This window comes from Calditerricola yamamurae, from assembly GCF_054654135.1.
This window is the reverse complement of record NZ_BAAIFH010000006.1, coordinates 95,999-116,451: the sequence shown is the minus strand read 5'-3', so window position 1 is coordinate 116,451 and position 20,453 is coordinate 95,999. Positions and strand designations below refer to the sequence as shown.

At 62.8% G+C, this 20,453-nt stretch carries 22 protein-coding genes and 1 pseudogene; 10 read left to right on the top strand and 13 right to left on the bottom strand.

Going from position 1 to position 20,453, the window contains the following annotated elements; translation table 11 throughout:
* Positions 1-2: 2 nt before the first annotated feature.
* The 4 genes from spoIIIAB to ACYQ0Z_RS06880 form a co-directional block, all read right to left on the bottom strand.
* Positions 3-521 (bottom strand): stage III sporulation protein SpoIIIAB, encoded by a 519-nt coding sequence (gene spoIIIAB, locus ACYQ0Z_RS06895; RefSeq protein WP_459865844.1) that lies wholly within the window; start codon positions 519-521, stop codon positions 3-5.
* Positions 509-1,480: a stage III sporulation protein AA gene (spoIIIAA, locus tag ACYQ0Z_RS06890; protein ID WP_459865840.1), complete on the bottom strand. Its 972-nt coding sequence runs from the start codon at positions 1,478-1,480 to the stop codon at positions 509-511. Before spoIIIAA ends, spoIIIAB begins: the two co-directional genes overlap by 13 nt.
* Positions 1,481-1,666: 186 nt before the next feature.
* On the bottom strand, positions 1,667-2,104 hold the full coding sequence (locus tag ACYQ0Z_RS06885; RefSeq protein ID WP_459865837.1) for a CD1247 N-terminal domain-containing protein: 438 nt from the start codon (positions 2,102-2,104) through the stop codon (positions 1,667-1,669).
* A 130-nt stretch (positions 2,105-2,234) separates the two neighbouring features.
* Positions 2,235-2,504, bottom strand: a complete 270-nt coding sequence (locus ACYQ0Z_RS06880) for a YqhV family protein (RefSeq protein WP_459865834.1) — start codon at positions 2,502-2,504, stop codon at positions 2,235-2,237.
* A 151-nt stretch (positions 2,505-2,655) separates the two neighbouring features.
* On the opposite strand from ACYQ0Z_RS06880, the gene ACYQ0Z_RS06875 reads away from it, so the two are divergent.
* The 3 genes from ACYQ0Z_RS06875 to ACYQ0Z_RS06865 all read left to right on the top strand — a co-directional run bounded on the left by ACYQ0Z_RS06875 (position 2,656) and on the right by ACYQ0Z_RS06865 (position 5,302).
* Positions 2,656-3,876, top strand: coding sequence for an MFS transporter (locus ACYQ0Z_RS06875; RefSeq protein ID WP_459868763.1), 1,221 nt, complete (start codon positions 2,656-2,658; stop codon positions 3,874-3,876).
* Positions 3,877-3,938: 62 nt separating this feature from the next.
* Positions 3,939-4,748 (top strand): phosphosulfolactate synthase, encoded by an 810-nt coding sequence (comA, locus tag ACYQ0Z_RS06870; protein WP_459865832.1) that lies wholly within the window; start codon positions 3,939-3,941, stop codon positions 4,746-4,748.
* A gap of 98 nt (positions 4,749-4,846) precedes the next feature.
* Positions 4,847-5,302: a DUF441 domain-containing protein gene (locus ACYQ0Z_RS06865; RefSeq protein WP_459865830.1), complete on the top strand. Its 456-nt coding sequence runs from the start codon at positions 4,847-4,849 to the stop codon at positions 5,300-5,302.
* Positions 5,303-5,390: 88 nt separating this feature from the next.
* Here the strand turns inward: ACYQ0Z_RS06865 and ACYQ0Z_RS06860 are convergent, their stop codons facing one another.
* Positions 5,391-5,849 (bottom strand): CBS domain-containing protein, encoded by a 459-nt coding sequence (locus ACYQ0Z_RS06860; protein ID WP_459865828.1) that lies wholly within the window; start codon positions 5,847-5,849, stop codon positions 5,391-5,393.
* Between the two features lie 147 nt (positions 5,850-5,996).
* On the opposite strand from ACYQ0Z_RS06860, the gene ACYQ0Z_RS06855 reads away from it, so the two are divergent.
* The 3 genes and pseudogenes from ACYQ0Z_RS06855 to ACYQ0Z_RS06845 all read left to right on the top strand — a co-directional run.
* Entirely contained in the window at positions 5,997-6,356 is a 360-nt protein-coding gene (locus ACYQ0Z_RS06855) for a YugN family protein (protein WP_459865826.1), read from the top strand.
* 75 nt (positions 6,357-6,431) lie between these two features.
* Positions 6,432-7,601, top strand: a complete 1,170-nt coding sequence (gene ftsW / locus ACYQ0Z_RS06850; RefSeq protein ID WP_459865824.1) for a putative lipid II flippase FtsW — start codon at positions 6,432-6,434, stop codon at positions 7,599-7,601.
* A gap of 163 nt (positions 7,602-7,764) precedes the next feature.
* A pseudogene (locus ACYQ0Z_RS06845) lies at positions 7,765-9,105 on the top strand (IS1182 family transposase); the annotation flags it as partial.
* 145 nt (positions 9,106-9,250) lie between these two features.
* Here the strand turns inward: ACYQ0Z_RS06845 and ACYQ0Z_RS06840 are convergent.
* From ACYQ0Z_RS06840 to ACYQ0Z_RS06830, 3 genes are all read right to left on the bottom strand, one after another.
* Positions 9,251-10,042, bottom strand: a complete 792-nt coding sequence (locus ACYQ0Z_RS06840) for an SDR family oxidoreductase (protein ID WP_459865822.1) — start codon at positions 10,040-10,042, stop codon at positions 9,251-9,253.
* 347 nt (positions 10,043-10,389) lie between these two features.
* Complete coding sequence (locus ACYQ0Z_RS06835; RefSeq protein WP_459865820.1) at positions 10,390-11,724, bottom strand: HAMP domain-containing sensor histidine kinase; 1,335 nt, start codon at positions 11,722-11,724, stop codon at positions 10,390-10,392.
* Positions 11,725-11,730: 6 nt separating this feature from the next.
* Complete coding sequence (locus ACYQ0Z_RS06830) at positions 11,731-12,399, bottom strand: response regulator transcription factor (protein WP_459865817.1); 669 nt, start codon at positions 12,397-12,399, stop codon at positions 11,731-11,733.
* Between the two features lie 131 nt (positions 12,400-12,530).
* Between ACYQ0Z_RS06830 and ACYQ0Z_RS06825 the strand changes: the two genes are divergently transcribed.
* From ACYQ0Z_RS06825 to ACYQ0Z_RS06815, 3 genes are read left to right on the top strand one after another with little or no spacing between them, the layout of a single operon-like run.
* Entirely contained in the window at positions 12,531-12,956 is a 426-nt protein-coding gene (locus ACYQ0Z_RS06825; RefSeq protein ID WP_459865815.1) for a DUF421 domain-containing protein, read from the top strand.
* Complete coding sequence (locus ACYQ0Z_RS06820; protein WP_459865813.1) at positions 12,923-13,411, top strand: DUF421 domain-containing protein; 489 nt, start codon at positions 12,923-12,925, stop codon at positions 13,409-13,411. The genes ACYQ0Z_RS06825 and ACYQ0Z_RS06820 overlap by 34 nt, the downstream gene beginning before the upstream one ends.
* 1 nt (position 13,412) lies before the next feature.
* Positions 13,413-13,772, top strand: coding sequence for a DUF4363 family protein (locus tag ACYQ0Z_RS06815; protein WP_459865811.1), 360 nt, complete (start codon positions 13,413-13,415; stop codon positions 13,770-13,772).
* Between the two features lie 42 nt (positions 13,773-13,814).
* Here ACYQ0Z_RS06815 and ACYQ0Z_RS06810 read toward each other — a convergent pair whose 3' ends face one another.
* The 4 genes from ACYQ0Z_RS06810 to ACYQ0Z_RS06795 form a co-directional block, all read right to left on the bottom strand.
* On the bottom strand, positions 13,815-14,021 hold the full coding sequence (locus ACYQ0Z_RS06810) for a DUF1657 domain-containing protein (protein ID WP_459865809.1): 207 nt from the start codon (positions 14,019-14,021) through the stop codon (positions 13,815-13,817).
* Positions 14,022-14,092: 71 nt separating this feature from the next.
* Positions 14,093-15,751, bottom strand: coding sequence for a S8 family peptidase (locus ACYQ0Z_RS06805; protein ID WP_459865807.1), 1,659 nt, complete (start codon positions 15,749-15,751; stop codon positions 14,093-14,095).
* Positions 15,752-15,963: 212 nt separating this feature from the next.
* A complete protein-coding gene (gene sleB, locus ACYQ0Z_RS06800; protein WP_459865805.1) occupies positions 15,964-17,004 on the bottom strand; it encodes a spore cortex-lytic enzyme in 1,041 nt (346 codons plus the stop codon).
* 142 nt (positions 17,005-17,146) lie between these two features.
* A complete protein-coding gene (locus ACYQ0Z_RS06795; RefSeq protein WP_459865803.1) occupies positions 17,147-17,431 on the bottom strand; it encodes an Fpa/YlaN family protein in 285 nt (94 codons plus the stop codon).
* Positions 17,432-17,586: 155 nt separating this feature from the next.
* On the opposite strand from ACYQ0Z_RS06795, the gene ACYQ0Z_RS06790 reads away from it, so the two are divergent.
* Positions 17,587-18,087: a hypothetical protein gene (locus ACYQ0Z_RS06790; RefSeq protein ID WP_459865801.1), complete on the top strand. Its 501-nt coding sequence runs from the start codon at positions 17,587-17,589 to the stop codon at positions 18,085-18,087.
* A gap of 182 nt (positions 18,088-18,269) precedes the next feature.
* Here the strand turns inward: ACYQ0Z_RS06790 and ACYQ0Z_RS06785 are convergent, their stop codons facing one another.
* Positions 18,270-20,393, bottom strand: coding sequence for an amylo-alpha-1,6-glucosidase (locus ACYQ0Z_RS06785; RefSeq protein ID WP_459865799.1), 2,124 nt, complete (start codon positions 20,391-20,393; stop codon positions 18,270-18,272).
* Positions 20,394-20,453 lie beyond the last annotated feature (60 nt).

Below are 20,453 nucleotides of genomic sequence, written 5' to 3'. Positions count from 1 at the left end.
CATCAGTACATGAGCAACACAACGAGGAGACCCGTCAGGACGCCGAGGCTTTTGGCCATCTTCTCGTACCGGCGCTGATCTTCCCGCGCTATGGCTTCCTCGGCCCGCAGGTGGGCGCACGCCGCGGCGATGTGCCGCTGCTGGTGCAGGCGATCAGAACGGCCCAGCGTCGCGGCCAGCTCAAGCAGAATGGCCCAGTCGCCCTCCTTCAGCGCCAGCGCCCCACGGTATTGCTGCACCGCCCGTTCCCAGCACAGCCGGTTGTCCGCACCGTCCATCTCCTCGAGGTTGGCCGCCGCCTGCCCAAACAGGTCGGCAAGGGGCCCGCGAAAGCGCTCGGCCAGGTGGCGCAGCGCAAAGGGAAGCGGCGTGCTGCGGTAGACGATCTCCGTCTCCAACACGCGCAGCATCTGTTCAAGTTGCAGAAGCTGACGCGGTCGGAGGGCCAACTGGCGGGCGACGAGAAAGCCGAAGGCGGCGCACGAGCCGAACACCATCACCGCGCCGATCAGCTTGAGCATGGGATCGCCTCCCGTGCCAGGCGGCGAAACTGGCCGTCGTAAACGCCTTCCACGGTCCCGGGACCCTTTCGGCGGCTCAGCACGACGAAGCGGTCAAAGGCCCCCGACTGCACGATGGCCGACAGCACCGGGCGACGGGCCACATCGTTCAAGTCCTGGCCATGGGCGGTCACGAGGAGGACGACACCGGCGCCGGCCGCCTCCTGCACGGCTAGCGCATCTTCCCGGCGTCCCAGCTCGTCTGTGACCAGCACCTCGGGCGACATGGCGCGGATCATCATCATCATCCCTTCCGCCTTCGGACAGCCGTCCAGCACATCCGTGCGCACGCCCACATCCAGCGTGGGGACTCCGCGGACACATCCGGCGATCTCCGAGCGCTCGTCCACCACGCCTACCTTGCGCGGACAAAGCCCCAGCTCGGGTACGCCGTTGGATACCATCCGTACCAAGTCGCGAAGCAAGGTGGTCTTGCCGCACTGCGGAGGCGAGACGATCATCGTGCTGAGCAGGCGGCCGCCGGTTAGGAGGAGGGGCAGCACCCCTTTTGCCGCCCCCGGCCGCTCGCGGGCGATGCGCACATTGAACCCGGCGATGTCTCGCAGGTGGCGCACGCGGCCGTTTTCCACTACCGCTTTGCCGACCAAGCCCACGCGGTGGCCACCGGCAACGGTGACAAAGCCGCGCTGCACCTCTTCTTCGAAGGCGTAAAGCGAATAGTGGCTGAGCAGGTTAAGCGTCTGAAGGCAATCCTCTTCCGACACATGATAGGCTCCCTGGGGCCGCACCACCGGGCGGCCGTCGGGGGAGACGAAGGCAAAGCCGTCGGCGGTGACCACCTCGAGGGGCCGACGGGCACGCATCCGGATTTCCTCGATCCGCTCCGCCCAGCCGGAGGGCATCCGCTGCAGGCACGCACGAACGGTTGGCGCCAACACGCGAAGTACCGTCTGGACCATTTTTCCTCCTCCTGTCTGCGGCGGGTCCCTGCGCGCGAGGGACAGGGTGGACTTACCTCATCTTTATGGAATGCTTGGCCCCGGTATGACGCTCCGCTCGCCGATAAGCAGGAAACGCCCGAAGGCCGCAAAAAAAAGGCGGGAACGCACGTCCCGCCTGGCGGTCGGTTGTCGTCGATCGGAGGCTTACGCGTGCACCGGCTGTCCCTCGTGATCCGCACGCGGGGCGTCGTCTTCCCGCTCCGCCTCCTCGACGCCGTCCACCGTCAGCAGCGTCTCCCCGCACGCCGGGCAACAAACCTCGTCCACGTCGTCGGCGGTCAACACGTCGTCGTCGAAAAGGACCGTCTCCTCGCAGTTCGGGCATTCGAGGGCCAGTGCGTCCGCGTCCTCTTCCTCCTCGTCGTCGCCGTAGACGTAGACCTCCAAGTCGGCCAGGTCCTCATCCAGCGCCTCCAGGTGTGCCTCCTGGTCGTCGACGCGCACTTCCAGCTCGCGCATCCGTTTCGCCATCTGGTCCATGACCCGGATCACTTCGTCCAGGATTCGCCCCTCGGGGCCCTTCACGCCCACGCCTTCCGCCAATCCACGCAAGTAGGCCACGCGCGCTTCCAGCTGTTCCACGGCTGCCAAACCTCCTTGGGATCTTGGCCTGATCCCCTGCAAGCGGGGATCTCCCGTTAGTATCCCCGGACCGTGGAACGTGATCGAAGGCAATCATTCCCGCGAGATGCTGACCTGCGCGTCGGGCACACTACGCGCGAAGGCCCATCAGGATCAGGGCCACACCGGACAGGATGAGGAGCAATTTCTTGAGCGGAAGGGAGTCGGCAAGGCCGATCAGCCCGATGGCCGTCGTTGTGATCAGCACCAGCGGCCCGACGAGCGCCAACACGGAATTGAGCGCAAGGGCTTTTTCCACTTGGTTCCATTTGAGCATGACGGCAGCGGCAATCAGCTCCGTGCTGCCGGACAACAGGCGAAGAACGGCCATGCCGAACACGGCTTTGTCCAGCTCCGACATGTTGATCCCCCGTTCTTCCGTGGTGTCGCGTTGTTTCGGTTACGGCCCCCTCGTCCAAAAACGTATGCGTCCGTTCCGGCAAACTTGTCATCCGCAAACCTTTGCTCCACGGCGGTGAAACGGCGTGAACAGTCCTGCCCTTGCCTTGGCCATGCTGAGCACGGTGCCGTTCATCATGGTCCTCGGAAACTCCATGTTGATTCCCGTTTTGCCTCAAATAAAAGAAGCACTGCATTTGACTTCCGTGCAAGTGAACCTGCTCATCACCTTGTTCTCGATACCGGCCGGGCTGGTCATTCCCGTCGCCGGAATACTGGCTGACCGCTTCGGGCGGAAAGCGGTAATCATCCCCGGTCTTCTCCTTTATGGCGCCGGTGGCGTGGTTGCAGGCCTGGCCGCCACGCTGGCCGCCCAACCCTACCCGTGGATTGTCGCCGGGCGCATTCTGCAGGGGCTGGGCGCAGCCGGCACCGCCCCCATCGCCATGGCCCTGACCGGCGACCTGTTTTCCCGCCGGGAGCGAAGCCGGGCCCTCGGCGTATTGGAAGCGGCCAACGGCATCGGCAAAGTGCTCAGCCCCATTTTCGGTTCCCTCCTTGCCCTTCTCGCCTGGTATGCGCTCTTTTTCGCCTTCCCCGCCTTGTGCATCCCGGCGGCGCTGGGCATCGCCCTCTGGGTGCGCGAAACGCACAAGCGGGGGGACGCGCCGAGCCTGTCCCGCTACAAACGCGACCTTGCGCGCATGTGGAAGCGGCAGCGGAGCTGGCTGCCCGTTGCCTTTTTGGCCGGGGCCGTGACACTGTTCACCCTCTTCGGAACCTTGGTCTACCTCTCGGATATTCTCGAAGACCGTTACCGCATCGACGGTGTGAAGAAAGGTTTCGTGTTGGCCATCCCCCTGCTCGCCATGAGCGCCACCGCCTACGGAACCGGTGTCTTCCTGCAACGTCGCGCGCGCTACCTGAAGCGGCTGATCGTCGCGGGCCTCCTGCTCCTCGGCGCCGCCACCGCCCTCGCTCCCTTCATGGAGAGCAGGTTCGGGTTGGTAACCGTGCTGTCGGTGGGAGCAGTAGGGGCAGGGCTGGTGCTCCCCGGCTTGAACCTGTTGATCACCTCAGCCGTCGGTCCACAGGAGCGCGGCCTGGTTACCGCCTTGTACGGCAGCGTGCGCTTTTTGGGCGTCGCCGCCGGTCCGCCGCTGTTCGGGGCGCTGCTGAAATGGAAGATTCTGCTCTTCGGAATGGTGGCGGCGCTGGTGCTGTTCACCGGTTTCCTGGCGCTGCGGCGGATCGGGCACGCCACACGTTTGCGCGGCCACAACGGCGAGATGCGCACGCTGCTTCGGAAGCCCGCACCGGTCCTGCTCAAGTGACGGCGGGACAGCGGCCCGCATACACTGGCCTCGCAACAGGTTCATGCAAGGAGGCGAATGCGGTGGAACGCTCCGTCTCGCCGCTCTGGAGCCGGGAGCTGGCTGACCCCTCGGCCTGCCGCCCCCCGAAACCGCGCCAGCGCGGCCTGACCATGGTTCTGGACAAGGGGATGGGCCTGGCCCAGTTTGCCGACTGGCTCCAGACGGTCGGCGACCACGTCGACATCGTCAAATTGGGGTTTGGCACCGCCGCGCTGTACCCCATCGACGTGCTGCAACGCAAAATTCGCCTCGCCGCCGAACGGGGCGTGCAGATAACCCCTGGCGGCACATTTTTTGAGGTCGCCTTCGTCCGCCGGCGGGCGGGAGATTATCTCGACCAGGTTGCCCGCCTCGGCTTTACGGCCGTCGAAATTTCCGAGGGAACGGTCTCCTTACCCCGCGCCGAACGGACGCGCTGGATCCGCGAGGCGTTGGCGCGCGGCCTGATCGTGTACACGGAGTACGGAAAGAAAAACGGCGCCCCCCTGTCCCCGTTCGCCCTGGTGGAAACGGCACAGGCCGATCTTGAGGCCGGGGCGCGCGCCGTCCTCATCGAGGGACGGGAATCGGGGCGCGGCGTGGGCCTTTACGACCCCGACGGGCAGCTCCGCGAAGACCTGCTCCACGACGTTCTGACGCTGCTCGCCGACATTGGAACCGACAACGTGATTTGGGAGGCGCCGAAGAAGGACCAGCAAGTGACCTTCCTGCGCGCGCTAGGCCCTCACGTCAACCTCGGCAATGTAGCCCCCTCCGACGCGATGGCACTGGAGGCGATGCGACGCGGACTGCGCGGCGACACCCTGCCCTTCTACCTGGAACCCCACTAAACGCATCCGGTCAAGCTCGCGGGACAAGGGCGCATGTTGGGACCCTGTCCCGCGTAAGCATGCCGTAGAGAGCTTGCACAAGGAAACGGGGTCCGGGTATGAACGGCGAAATCATGCTGGTGCTGCTCATTCTCATCGGCCTGTTCGGGCGGTCGCCGCTGATCGCGACGGCGGCCAGTTTGCTGTTGATCGTCAAGCTGACCGCACTGGAACGCTTCCTCCCTACGGTGGAACGGCGGGGATTGGAGCTCGGTCTGCTCTTTTTGATGATGTCCGTCCTCGTCCCCTTCGCAACGGGCAAAATCACCTGGAGCGACCTGGGGCGCTTTTTTACGTCTCCACCCGGCCTTCTCGCCATCCTCGGCGGGGCGCTGGCCACCTACCTCAACGGCAAGGGCCTTGAGCTGCTCCGCTTTGAACCCGAACTGATCGTTGGCCTCGTAGTCGGGTCCATCATCGGCATTGTCTTCTTCAAGGGCATTCCCGTCGGCCCGCTCATGGCAGCCGGCTTAACCGTCCTCTTCTTCCGCGTATTCGAATGGTTCATGCGGTAGGGCGCAGATCCCCGTACAAAACGCCAACATCCCTGCCCCGTTCGGCGGGAGGGATGTTGGCGCAACTGTCTTCCCCGGTTCGAAACCCTTAGTGGGCCAGGGTCGGGGGGTTGTCCAGGTTGGGCCGAGCCGGCTCAGAGATCTCTTGCAGCGCCTGCGCCGCCTCATCCTGGTGGATGTCGCGCACCGCCAGATCACCGAGGGCGACAATGCCGACCAGACGACCGCTGTCATCGACAACGGGCAGGCGGCGGATTTTCCGCTGGGCCATCAGCTCAGCGGCCTCGTCGACGGTCATATCCGGGCGGCCGACGACGACGTCCCGGGTCATGAGGGTCGAAACGGCCCTGGAATTGGGACTTTTTTCGGCAATCCCGCGGATGACGAGATCGCGGTCGGTTACCATGCCGATCACCCGTCCGCTCTCGTCAACCACGGGAAGCCCCCCGATGTTCAGGTCGCGCATCTTCACCGCCGCCTCATACACGTTGTCTTGCGGGGTGCAGGTGGCGACATCCGTTGTCATCACATCGCGCAAGCGGGTCATGTGCATCCTCCTCCTTTTCACCTGTACTATGACTCCAATCACCCGGCGCTATTCATCCCCTCCCCAACGATTCGGCGACAACAATTGCATGACACGCCAAAACGATTTATGATGGTGAGGGATCACACTGGCAAAGGAGGATCGGCAATGGAGATTGCCAACACCGGGCTTGCGGGAATCGAACGAACGCTGGGCGAACTGGATGCACTCATGAACGATCTCGGATTTGTCCGGTGGGCTTGGGATTACGATAAGGCATATTACGACTTCAAGCTGGTCGACAAGGATACGGGCGCCACGTACTACCTGCGCGTGCCGGCCGATGCGGCCAAAGGGCGGCTGGAAAATCCCATGGCCGTGTTGAAGCTGAAGGAACCTGTCATTGCCAAGCACCTGTTTCCCCACGGTCTTGATTATGACGCTCCCGTTCCGGTCTCCGTGGAGCAGGCAGCCAAGCGGGCCCTCGATGAATTGAAAGCGGCCTTGGAAAAAGAGGAATCTCGATAACTCATCGCGAATGAAGAGAGGAGCAATCCTCTCTTTCCTGTTTTTTTGGATTGCAAAGGACTTGAGGAGGCCGCCATGGAAGCCAAACGCGGAGCGCCCGACTTTGTGCTGTTTTTTCTTACTCTCGTCCTGGTGGGCTTCGGCCTCGTCATGATCGCCAGCGCCAGCCAGGTGATCGCCTACTGGTACAAGGAGGATCCCTTTTATTTTGTCAAGCGCCAGCTCATCAGCGCGGGAATCGGGTTCATAGCCTTGCTTGTGACCATGAACATCCCCTACCGGGTGTACAAGCGCCTCTTTTTGGTCATTGCCGCAGGGTCGTTCCTTTTTTTGTTGATGGTGTTTCTTCCTGGCGTCGGTAAAGAGGTAAACGGCGCACGGGGCTGGATCGCCTTGGGCCCCTTGTCCCTGCAGCCGGCAGAGTTCGCCAAGCTCGGCCTCCTCCTCTATCTCTCGGCGCTGATCGCCAAGAAGGGGGAGCGGTTTCGCGACTTTCAGACCGGGCTCTTGCCGCCGATCATCGTGACGGGCCTGTTCTTCCTCGTAATTTTGTTGCAGAACGACCTGGGCACGGGTCTGGTGTTGATCGCCACGGCGGGGGTTGTGCTCGTCACGGGCGGGGCCAACCTGCGCCACCTTCTGAAGCTGGGGGTCCTCGCCCTTGCCCTCATCACCGGGTTCGTCCTGATGGCGTCGTACCGCATCGAGCGCTTTACCGCTTTCCTCGACCCGTGGAGCGATCAGCAGGGCGCGGCCTACCAACTCATCATGTCGCTCTATGCCATCGCCCACGGCGGGGTAACGGGGGCCGGATTCGGCCAGAGCATCCAAAAATACTTCTACCTGCCCTTTCCGCACACCGATTTCATTTTCGCCGTGTTCGCCGAGGAATTCGGGTTTGTCGGCTGCGTCGTGTTCGTGCTTGTGTACCTGGTGTACTTGTGGCGGATGCTGATCCTCAGCCTGCGCTGCCCAGATCCCTTTGCCCACCTGTTGGGCACCGGCATCGTCGGGATGATCGCCATCCAAGCCTTGATCAACCTGGGCGGCGTAACCGGGCTGCTGCCCATCACCGGCGTTCCGCTGCCGCTGATCAGCTACGGCGGCTCGTCGCTCATCGTCTGTATGACGGCAACGGGTCTCGTGCTCAGCCTTTCACGGGAAGCCACCCGCCGGCCCGCCAGACGCCGGTCACGGAACCGACAACCCGGCGTGCACGCCGTGCGCGCATACGGGACGCGCTAGGCGGTCGTTTTCCGCACCCGGCCCTTCGCGCATGGAACCCCGAAAAAAAGGACGGTGCCGAATCGGCACCGTCCTCAGCGTGTAGACAAAGTACCGGGAGGTACAAGGTCTACACGCTTTTTTGTCGAATAGAGTTCTTATCCCATCATGCAGAGGTGGCCACATGCTGAGAAAACAATCGGCCGAAGGCCGTTACCAGCTTACCGTTGTTTCGTTGGACGAATTGGTGCCTCAGGATCACCTGGTTCGCAAAATCGAAAACGCCATCGACTTCTCGTTTATCTACGAACTAGTGGAAGATCGTTACTGCCCAGACAACGGAAGACCCAGCATCGATCCCGTTGTCCTCATCAAAATGGTGCTCATCCAGTATCTGTTCGGCATCCGTTCCATGCGTCAAACCATCAAAGAAATCGAAACCAATCTCGCCTACCGGTGGTTTCTGGGATACGATCTCACCCAGCCCATCCCCCATTTCACGACGTTTGGCAAAAACTATGTCCGCCGATTCAAGGGTACTGACCTCTTTGAAAGGATCTTCACGCGCATTCTTGAAGAAGCCTGCCATCATGGGCTGGTCGACCCTTCCGTGTTGTATATCGATTCCACCCATGTCAAAGCCAACGCCAACAAGAGAAAATTCATCAAGCGGCTTGTCCAGGAAGAAGGCAAGAAATATCAAGAACTTCTCGAAGAGGAAATCAACCAGGACCGCGAAGCGCACGGGAAAAAGCCGTTGCCAAAAAAGTCTAAAGCCGTCTGGAAGGAGGTGAAAAAAAGCACCACCGATCCGGACAGCGGCTGGTTTGTCAAAAACGAAAAGGAACAGACGTTCGCTTACTCCTTCCATGCGGCCAGCGACCAAAACGGCTTTGTCGTCAGTGCCGTCGTCACGGCCGCCAACGTTCATGACAGTCAGGTTTTCCCGGATGTGTTCGAGCAAGCTGTCAAGCACGTCGGAAAACCCAGCGCTGTCGCGGTGGATGCAGGGTATAAAACACCCTATATCAGCAAGTACCTCTTGGACCAACAGGTCCGTCCGGTCATGCCGTATACCCGTCCCCACACAAAAGACGGAAGGTATCGAAAGCAGGATTACGTGTACGATGAGTACTACGATTGCTATCTTTGTCCTGCCGGACAAGTGCTTACCTACGAAACCACGACCCGTGAGGGTTACCGAATCTACCGTTCCGATGCCACGACCTGTCGATCTTGTTCATTCCGCTCCCAGTGCACAGAAAGCCACGACGCGGTTAAGCGTGTGAGCCGCCATATCTGGGCCCATTACATGGAAGAAGTGGAACACTTGCGCCATACAGAAGTGAATAAACGCCTATATGCACGCCGAAAGGAAACGATTGAGCGTGTATTTGCGGATCTCAAGGAGAAGCATGGCTTGCGTTGGACCACTTTACGTGGGTTGGAAAAAGTGACAATGCAGGCGATGCTTGTTTTTGCTTGTATGAATTTAAAAAAGCTGGCGAATTGGTTATGGAGGTTAGGAAAAACAGGGCGCCATGCCCTTAATTTCTGTATCCTTTTTGCTCACAGACGACAAAAAACTCCCTCGGCTGCGTTGGCACCGAGGGAGTTTGTCTGCAGTCTGAGGACGGTGCCGAATCGGCACCGTCCTTGCGTTTTCGCAATTAGAACGCCTTCACCAGTCCACCGTCGATCAACAGCGTCTGCCCCGTCACGTAGGTGTTGGCTTCCGAAAGCAAGAACGCGGCCACCCGCGCAAATTCCCCGGGCGTGCCGTAGCGGCCGAGCGGAATCGCCCCTTCCATTTCCCGCTGCACGGCCTCGCGCGACCGGCCTTCCCGGGCCGCTCTCGCCTCGTCCAGCTCGCACAGCCGGTCGGTGGCGATACGCCCCGGGCAGAGGGTATTGACCAAGATGCCCTCCGGCCCCAGTTCGACAGCCAGCGTTTTCATCAGTCCCTGAACGCCGGCGCGCATCACATTGGACAGGGCCAGCCCCGGAATGGGCTCTTTGACGGACGAAGAGGCGACGGCCACGATCCGCGCCCCTCCCGCGCGGCGCAGGAGAGGCAAAAATTCCCGTACCAGGCGCACGGCGCTGAGCAGGTTGGTGCGAAAGGCCTGCTCCCACGCCTCGTCCGAAAAGGAGGCAAAGGGACCGCTCGGCGGCCCGCCCGCATTCAGCACCAGGGCGTGCACCCGGTCAAATCGACGTTCCACTTCCGCCACCAGCCGTTGAATCGCCTCCCGTTGGCTGACATCGGCCTCGAGGGCCAAGGCCACCGGACGCCCCGTCTCCGCCTCCAGCGTTGCGGCAGCACGTGCGATGCGCTCCCGATCGCGGCTGCAGATGACGACGTACGCTCCCTCGCGAAGGAGCTCAGCGGCGATGGCATACCCGATCCCCTTGCTCGCCGCCGTGACGACGCACACCTTATCGTGAAGACCGAGCTCCATTCCCTCTTCCCCCCCTTTTTGCTCCGCTGTCGGCTCCCGGACATTCGCCGGTATGGCTCCTCTTCGCCAAACCCCGCGCCATCCCCTTCTTCGCCGCGCACCACCGCCCGCCGAGACCTCTACATCATCCGATACTCGTCGAGAAACCGGATGATCGCCAGCGGCAACACGACCAGCTGAAGACCCACGAACGGCGCGGCCACCAGAAAGTCCAGCAGCTTCACCACGCTCACCGTAACTCATCTTCCTCACCGGAGTGGAATTCTATTATACGCAGGCTGCCCCCGGCGTTCCTGAGAAGGCGATGAGAAAACGGTGAGCATCACGAAGGAAGCGCCCGGCTTGGATCATTCCCCGCGGTACTGCGGGAGATAGACGCGGAAGGTTGTGCCCCGGCCGAGGGCGCTTTCCACCTCGATGCGGCCGCCATGAGCCTGGACGATGGCCTTCGCGATGGCCAGCCCCAACCCGCTTCCGCCGCGCCGCCGTGCACGGGCCTTGTCGACGCGGTAAAACCGCTCGAACACGTACGGCAGGTCCTCCGCGGGGATGCCCGGCCCCTCGTCGTGAACCTCACACACCACCCACTCCCCCGAGGCAGCGGTGCGCACGGTAATCCCAGCATCCGCAGCGGTGTGCTGCACGGCGTTGTCCAGGAGGATGTACAGCAGCTGCTCCAGCTGGTCTTCCCGGCCCAGGGTGTAGAGGGGGCCGGAATCCCCTGTACGCGTCATCTTGCGCCTCGGGTGGAGGGCGTGCACGTCGCGAAACACGCGGTCGGCCAGCAGGGTGATGTTAACCAGCGCATTGGGACCCTTTTCCTTCGACTCCGTTTCCAGGCGGGCCAGGAACAGCAGGTCGTGGGTCAACCGCTTCATGCGGGTGACGTGGTGCTCGATGGCCGCCAGCGCCTCATCGCGCACCGAGGGGTCGGCGGCGCCCCAGCGGCGCAGCAGGCGCAGGTAGCCCTCGATTACCGTTAGCGGCGTCTTCAGTTCGTGCGACGCGTCGGCAACAAACTGGCGCTGGCGGCGCAGGAGGGCGTTAATGCGGCCGAGCAGGTCGTTGAAGGTAACGGCCAGTTCCGCCAGTTCATCATGACTGTTCGGGACCGGGACGCGCGGTTCGGGAACGGAGGGGGAAATGCTGCGCACGGTGCGGATCATTCTCGTCACCGGGCGAAAGGCCAGTCGCGTCATCCAGTATCCTCCGCCCACCGCGCCAATCAGGACGAACATCGACCCGAGAACCGTGGTCTTCACCACGCGTTCCATGTGGCGATGCGCTTCTTCCATGGCCGAGGCCAGCACCAGCACCTCGTCTCCGCCCTTCGCGAGGGGAAGGGTTACCGTGAGAACGGGCGCGGAAACGCCATCGCCCGTGGGCGAAGAAACCCGAAGCAGGCCGTGCGGGTCGGCTTCGGCCACCACCACGCCCTTTTCAAGGAGGCGCACCGCTTCCTGATCCCCCAGGTGCGAACGCAACCAAGCCGTCCGGTCCATCACGTAGGGGGAAACTTCGCGGTACAGCTCCACCAGGTCGTGCGCCTTGTCGGAAAGCCGCTCCCGTTCGGCGTACTGGAAATATTCCCACAACACGCGATAAACAAACACGTTAAACAATAGAAGGAGCACCACCAGGCCAATGGTTGAAAAGAGGGTCAGGCGCCATTTGATGTCCATAGGCCCTCACTCCCGTGCCACATAGCCGACGCCGCGCACCGTCTGGATGACCTTCTCGCCAATGGGACCCAATTTGCTGCGCAGGTAGCGGATGTAAACGTCCACCACGTTGGAGTCCCCGGTATAGGCATACCCCCACACACGGTCCAGGATCACGTCGCGCGACATGACGTGGTTTTTGTTGCGGAAGAGGAACGCCAGAAGGTCAAATTCCCGGGGGGTCAACTCCACCTCCCGCCCCTGCACAAAAACGCGCCGCCCTTTGACGTCGACCCGGATCCCGCCCACCTCGTACACCCCGGCGTCACGCCGCTCTTTGCGAAAGAGGGCGCGGATGCGGGCCAGGAGCTCCTCGATGGCAAAGGGTTTGGTCACATAGTCGTCGGCGCCGCTGTCGAGGCCCAGCACCTTGTCCGAGACGCTATCGCGCGCCGTGAGCATGATAATGGGGACGTCTTTTTTCGCCCGCACGCGGCGGCACAGCTCAATCCCATCGAGCGACGGCAGCATGATGTCGAGGAGGATCAGCTCGAAGGGCTGGGTAAGGGCCAACTCCAGCCCTTCCCGGCCGTCGTGGCAAACATGGGTGCGAAACCCTTCGTGTTCCAGTTCCAGTTGCAGAAAGCGCGCCAAGTGCACCTCATCTTCGACGATCAGCACGCGCTTGGCGTCCATCTTTTCCGTCCCCCCTCCGTCGCCCTTCCATTATAGCACGCCGCCCGACCGGCCTCGTTCCGCCGCCCCGGCGTGCATGGGCCACACGGCGAAGTGGAAAACTACTCCTCGACTGGATGGGGGTGAACTGCGTGTCGTTCAGCCTGCTTGTCATCCTCCGCAGCCTGATCGCCTTTGCCACGCTGTTTGTATTCGCGCGCCTGATCCGCAAACAGCAGATCGGCCAGATGACGATGTTCGAGTACCTGACCGGCATCACCATCGGCTCCATTGCCGCGTCCCTGTCGGTGGAATTGGAAGTCGAAACGATCCCCACCCTGATGGGTATCGTTGCGTGGGGCGGAATTGCCGTGGCCCTCGCTATCGCCGCCCTCAAGAGCCAACGCCTGCGCCGCTGGTTAGAGACGGAACCGCGCGTCCTCATCCGTGACGGCCGCATCATTGAAGAAAACCTGCGCAAAGAACGGATCACCATCGACCAGCTGCTGATGAACTTGCGCCTGAAAAAAAAAACGTGTTCCGGGTGGAAGACGTCGCCTATGCCATTTTGGAAGTGAACGGCCAGGTGAGTGTACTCCCGAAGGCGGACAAACGACCCCTGCAACCCCACGATTTGCGCCTTCCGGTAGCCGCCGAAACACTGCCCTTCACGGTGATCAAGGACGGCCAGATCAACCACCAGCGGCTGGCCGAAGCGGGACGTACCACCACCTGGCTCGTGGGGGAATTGAAGCGCCAGGGTATCGACCGCATAGAAGACGTCTCCCTCGCCCAACTGGACGACCAGGGGCGGCTGTTTGTCGACCGCAAGGGGGAATGGGAAGAAGGGGCCTACCCTGCCGGCAAGCAGCTGTTGGCCCATTTGGAGAAGCTGCTCGTTGACCTGCACCAATTCGCCTTGGAAACCGACGATCCACAGGCCCGCCGCGACTACCGGCACGCGGCACAGAAAGTGCAAACCATCTTGGAACGGCTCAAACGCCATTTCCGCGAAACGACGAAGGAGGGGTAACGTGCGGCTGCTTGTGTTGACCTTGTTGGGTTGCCTGGGGCTGGGGCTCATGGCCGGCTGCGCCAACCCGTTCAAAGTGCCCTTGTCGCCGGATCAGGACGTGCTCGGCGCCACCCACGCTACCCTGCGCGCCGTGGAAGCCCAGCAGTGGGCCGCCGCGGACCACCACTACCAGCAGCTGCTTCACGCGTGGCGATCCATGCACCGCCGCATCTATTTAAACGCCGATGAGGGAGACATCCGCGCCTTCGAGGAAACCCTGTCCGAACTGCGCGCCTACCTACGCCACAGGGAACAGACCGACGCCCTGGCCACGCTGTACCGGCTGGAAACGCTATGGCACAACATCGCCAAACTGTAACCCGGAACAACACCGCCCCCTCTGCACGAGGGGGCACCGTCGTTACTGGTTCTTGTACTGCGGTTCTTGCTCCAGCACGTAGTTCACGCGGCTTTGGAGCGAGTTGACCACGCTGTCCATCGTCTGGGCCAGTTGTTGGTACAGCTGCTTTGCCTGCTGGTCCTGCGTCTCCAAGGCGTAGGATTTCAGGTCCGCCGCTACCCCTTGGGCGCTGGCCAACGTCGTCTGCAGACGGCTGCCGATGGTCATGCGCTTCACCTCCTCTCCGCTTGCCCACCTCTAATATGAGCAGCCCGGCCCGCTTCTACATCTGGAAGTTGCTACGGCTCGAGGCGCCAGCCACGTTCCACCATGCGCACCACGGCAGCGCGCAGGGTCAGGGGACGCCGGGCCGCTTCCGGGGAAAGGGACGGGGCGAGAAAGCCCGAACGCGATCCGCGGCCCGCCGCATCGTGCTCCAGCTTTTTCAACAGGCGGTCGAATTCCCCGACCGTCACGTGCCGTCGCTGGCGAAGATCCCGCGCCATTTCCGCTCCGCGGCTGCCCAACACCCGCTCCAGCAACGCGGCCAGCTCGCGGCCGTTCAACGCCCGACCCGGTGCGGCGTCCGCCAGCCCCAGTTGCTGCATCAGCCGTGCGAGGCGCTGCGTGATCGTGTCCACGCGCCGCTCGTAAGTGGCCGAGGCTTCCCGCAAGGCGGCAGCCACATCCACCTGTCCATGACCGTACAGCGGATCCCATCCCGGGCGCCCGAGGTCCCGGGACGTCCGGATCAAGAGGCCGATCACGTCCCGGTTGCTCAAGGTCGGGTTCACCGAGCGCACCAGCGCGGCCACGCCGGCCACATGGGGGCTGGCCATCGATGTCCCTGACAGGGCTGCGTATCGGTCATCCGGGAAGGTGCTGGCGATCTCGTCTCCCGGGGCGGTCAGGTCGATGGCCGCCCCGTAATTGGAATAGTCGGCCAAGCGCCGATCGGGCCGCAGCGCGGAGACGGCCAGCACCTCCGGATAGGAGGCCGGGAAACCGGAATCGGGCAAGGCGTCGTTCCCAGAGGCGGCAACCAGAACCACATCCCGCGCAAACGCGTACCGCACGGCGTCGCGCAGGTACCGGGATTCCACGTAGTTGCCCAGGCTCAAGTTGATCACCTTTGCCCCGTTGTCCGTGGCCCAGATGATACCGTCACCGACGTCAAACAGGTTGCCGGCCCCGCGGGCATCCAGCACCTTCACCGGCATGATGCGGCACTGCCACGTCACACCGGCCACGCCGCGGTGGTTGTTCGTGCGCGCAGCGATAATTCCGGCCACGTGGGTTCCGTGCCCTTGGTCGTCTTGCGGCGGGGCTCCCGGGTTCAACACGTTGCGTCCCGGGACCAGCCGTCCGCGTAAATCCGGGTGGTCGAGATCGACGCCGGTGTCGACGACGGCAACGATCACCGCCGGATCGCCCGTCGAAACCCGCCATCCCCGCTCACTGCCGATAAACGGCAAATTCCACTGATAGGGACGGTAAAACTCGTCATTGGGGACCCGCTTGCGCGACCCCCTGTCCTGCGGCTGGGACAACGGCGGCGTTCCCATGGCCCCTCCGCGCACGGTGTTGGCCCGAATGATGTAGTTCGGCTCGACATAGGCCGCCCCTTTGTCATGGAAAAAGCGCATCAGTTCCGCAGTGCTCCTGGAGCGTGAACGGACAATGCACACCAGATGGTTGTGCCGCACGTGGGTGGCGTCCACCTCGCGAAGCCACCGGTGCATCGTCTTCTCTTCCGGATGGTTGGCAAAACGGACCACCACTTCTCCTTCCCGGTACTCCCCGGGGCGCATCCCCTCCCGCACCTGCAGCCGCTCGACCGGTGCCCCGGGAGCGCGCACCCGGGCACCGTCATCTGCCGGAGGAGGCTGCACCCGGCCGATGCTGGGCACCAGGGTCACTGCCAGCACCACCATCAGCCACCACAACCTGTGCTTCACCGCATTCCCCCCTCACCAACAGGCGTCGACTCGCGCAGTCGCGAACGACTCCGTCGAGAAGGCTCCCTCTTAGTTTGCCGCGCCGTTCCCCTTTTCCCGTCACGGAGAAAAAAGGAAAAGCCCCGCAGTCGGGGCTAATTGGCGTCCAACGCCTCGCGGTTCGATTGTGGAAAACGGCGGTCCGAATCGGAAAGTTGCGGGTGGCATTGCGGTCATTTGGTAAAGATGTGCTTCCCGATGCGCTTGATCTGCGGGCGGCTCCAAATCCACTTGGAGGTGGCGCGTTCCGGATTGAAGTAATAGAGGGCGCCACCGGTGGGATCCCATCCGTTCAATGCATCGATGACGGCCCGCCGCGACTCGCGGTCGGGGGGGAGCCAAATTTGCCCGTCGGCAACAGCCTCGAAGGCCAGCGGCTCAAAGATCACGCCGGCCGGTGTGTTGGGAAACGCCGCGCTTTCGATGCGGTTCAAGATCACCGCGGCTACCGCCACCTTCCCCACGTACGGCTCGCCGCGCGCTTCCGCGTGGACCGCGCGGGCCATCAAATCGATGTCGCGCTCCGAGAACCCCCGAAACCCCGACGTTTGCACCGGGCGGCGCGCCGGAGCAGGGGTCGCAGCGCGCGGAGGAGCGGGCGGTGCGACCTGGCGCGGCGGCGCAACACGGGCCTCCATCCCCCACCGCCAGCGCTTGGTGGCCTCCCACAGCTTGCCCTGGGTGCGCACCCCGGCAATGCCGTCAACGGGCAGGCCAAACCGCCATTGGAACGTCCGCACCGCCCGCAGCGTACGCCAGCCATAGCGACCGTCGATGGGTCCCGGATCGTAGCCGAGAAACTTCAGGCGCGCCTGCAACTCGCGCACCCGCGGCCCCCGCGACCCCACTTTGAGAATTGGGATGGTGGGCTTTCCTGCTAGCCTCTCCAGCCCAGGATACCAATGTCTGGTGGCCTGCCACAGCTTCACTTTGGTGCGCGGCCCGACCACGCCGTCCACACGCAATCCCCACTCGTACTGAAACCGCCGCACCGCCAAATAGGTCCGACGGCCAAAATGGCCATCGACCGGTCCCGTATACAGTCCCAGCAGCTTGAGACGGCCTTGCAGTTCATAGACATCGCCACCGCGCATGCCCATCCACAGGGTCTGCTGGCCAAAGGCAGCCGTCCGCTCCACAAAGACCGACAGTGTCGTCGAGACCAAGAGGACTACGACCACCGCGAGAAGAACACGCTGCCATCGTCTTGCCATCCCCATTCCTCCCGGTCGGGACATTGGTTGCCCTTAGTGTTCCGACCGAGGGAGGCCGTTTATACGCAGCCTGCAAAAAGACAAAAAGACCCCGCGCGGGTCACCCTCAGCGGGCGCCAACGGATGGCGGCTCTTCCTTTGGCTACCGCCGTTTGTTGTACGCCTCGTGGATTTTGGTCAATTTCTGCTCCAGTTCGTCGAGCAGCTGTTTGCCGGTCGCCTCGTCGATGAGGCCCAAACGGATGGCGAAATCGATCTCCCGAGAAAAACCGAACATCTGCGTGTCCAGAACCTCTTCATACAGCGGACATTGGGGGGTCGTCAAGTTTTCAATCTGGACTTCAATCAATTTGCTGATTTTTTCCGCGTCGGCCTGCAACAATTTCAGGGCCTTTTGGCTCACTTCGGTGGCGATGTTGGTGGACAAGGCCATCCCTCCGATCCCACAGTCCATTCATCGCTATTGTAGCATAAGCACCCTACGCGGGCTAGAAGCGCCACGGGGCGGCGCCCGCTGGCCCATACGCCGACCATGGTATAATGGGAACGCGACGATCGGCGGGAAAAGGAGGTTGCGACCTGATGGCGGACGTCATCGTGATCAAGGGAAACGTGCGCTACACCATTACCCTCGACCCCACGGTGTGGATTTTTGACGACCGCAAAGTGCCGATGGCCGAGGCCTTCAATCGTGCCCGGGAAGCCCAGGAGCCGGCACGTCGGGAAGCGGAAGCGGAAACGGCTGCGGAGCGGTGGGTCGCCGCGCTGCGCGATGGCGCGGTCCCGACCGCCAGAAGTGAAGCCCTGTACGCAGCCAAGCAGGCATTGGAGGGCGATTGGGGCATGCCGCTGGCCCCCTTCCTGCAAAACGCCGGCCCGGCCCCCAACGCGACCGCGGTTGTCTGTCACCTCGACAACGGTGAGCGTGTCACCCTGTCCCTCGAGGAAGCCAAGGGGGCAATCCTGCAGTTTGCCCAAAACGGCAAGCCGATCCGCGACGGTGGACCGGTTTACCTGTTTTACGGCGACGGTCGCAACCGCGACAACCCCATTCGGGGCATTGCCGTATTGGAAGTGGTGTGATCCCATCTTCGCTTGGAAGTGCATGAGGAAAGAAGCGCCCTTCCACGCCGCTGTGCCGTGTGGAAGGGCGCTTCCATTTGATTCCCAAATCTCTATCGTTTTCAACACGTTCAGAAAGCGGCGCAAAATCGTTGAGGTCGTCTTCCGGCTTCATGATTTCCGCCAAAACCATCGTGATGCCGTCACTGCACGCCCCCTCCTCTTGGTGGTGTGGGTTGGACGCGCACCTCGGCGCCGGTGGTATTGGTTTCGATCCGTACCGAAAGCACCCCGCCTTCGCGGATCACATCGAAGGACAGCTCGCCCGAACCAATGCGCATCCGCCGCACGCGCATCCAGCTCATCCATGGCGGAAGTGACGGGGCAAGGACGATTTTGCCGTTGGGGATGTCCGGCTCAATGCCCAACAGCGCCCGCACAAACAGGAGCGGTGTACCGGCCGCCCACGCCTGGGGCGAACAGGCCACCGGGTAGGGAACGAGCCGGTCGTCGGCGGAGAACCCGCAGAACAGCTCCGGCAGGCGGCAGTGCTCCACCTGTTCCGACGCCCGCAGCATGCCGGCGATCACGCGGTGGGCCGCCTCAGTAAACCCCCGGCGCGCCAGTCCCAGGACGATAAGACTGTTGTCGTGGGGCCAGACGCTGCCGTTGTGGTAGCTCACCGGGTTGTAGGCCCGCTCCTTGGCGCTAAGGGTGCGGATGCCGTAGCCGGAGAAGAGATCGCTTTGCATGAGGCGATCTTTGACGCGCGCCGCCTGCTCATCGTCCAGGATGCCGGTGAAGAGCAGGTGTCCCGGGTTGGACGTGACGGCGTCCACCCGACGCTTGTGGCCGTCGAGGGCAAGGGCCACGTACTGCTCGTCGTCCATCCAGAAGGCGGCGGCAAAGCGTCGCTTCAGGGTCTCCGCCGCGTCGGCCAGCACCTTGGCCCGCTCGGCATCGCCCCATTCGGCAAAGATCGTGCTCCACCGTGTCTTGGCCTCGTACACATAGCCTTGCACCTCGCACAGGGCGATGGCCCCTTCGGCCAGGCGGCCGTCGCGGTAGACGATGCAGTCGCCCGAGTCCTTCCATCCCTGGTTGCCCAAGCCCCGCGCCGACTCACGCAGGTATTCGACAAAGCCGTCCCCGTCGCGGTCGCCGTAGCGGTCGATCCACTCCAGGGCGGCAAGGATGTTGGGCAGCAGCCGTTCCATCAGTTCCCGGTCGCCGGTCCACCGGTAGTACTCGGCGGCCAAGATCAGGAAGAGCGGCGTGGCGTCGATCGTCCCGTAATAGGGCGTGAAGGGAATCTGGTTCGTGTTGGCCAGCTCACCGTAGCGCATCTCATGGGGGATTTTTCCCGGCTGCTCGTCGCGCCATGGATCCCCCCGCTTCCCCTGCAGGCGCGCCAGGGTCAGCAGTGTGCCCCTGGCCATCTCCGGCTGGAAAGCCAGAGCCTGCCAGGCGGTGATCAGGCTGTCGCGCCCAAAGGGGACGGCATACCACGGAATGCCGGCCACCGGGAAGGGGCCGTCGCCCAAATCGGTGGTCAGCACGCGCAAATCGAGCAGGCTGCGGTGCAAGAGGCGATTGAGCTGCGCGTTGTCGGTCTCCACATGCATGGCCCGGTCCATCCACTCGGCATAGGAGCGCTGGAGCGCCGCCATCGCCACCTCCATGGACACCGCCGTGCCCCGTTCACCGCCCACCACGGGAGTGACGGTCACCGTCAGGGTGTACGAGGCACCCGGATCGAGAGCGAGGCGGAAGTGATGCCCCTCGTCGTCCCACGCCGTGGCCGGTTGGCTGAAAGCGACAACCGTTTCGCGCGTGATGCCGTCCTTCCCTTCGTAGCGCACGACCAGGCCGCCAGCCGTGCGCACCCGGTCCGTCACCGTCCCCGTCTCACCGCCTGCAAAGCCGCGGACGACAAACATGTCGGCAAAATCGGCGTCGATGGCATAGGTGAAGGTCAACGTCTGGGAACGGCGGTCGTAATTGGTGACGACCAGCTTTTCGTACAGGATGCCATCATAAATGAGCCGCGTACGCTCAAAGGTGACCGATTCGCGCGCCAGGTCAATCGCGTCTTCCCCGAGGGTCTTCGGGTTGGGATTGATCAGGAGAATCCGCGCCATGTAGTTCTGATCCGCCGCCGAATGGAGGACCACCGGCTTCTGCCCGTTGACGAGCAACTCAAACCGGCTCAGAAAGCGCGTGTCACGGGTGTAGAAGCCCAGCCCCTCCGGGTTCTCCGCCGGGATGTCCCCACGCACGTCGGTCAACAGAAAGTAGTCGTTCTCCTTGATTACGCGAAAGTCCATCATGTGGCTCTCCTTTCCCTTGCTTTTCCCGTCTGGTCCCGCCCCACGAAGCCCGGCATT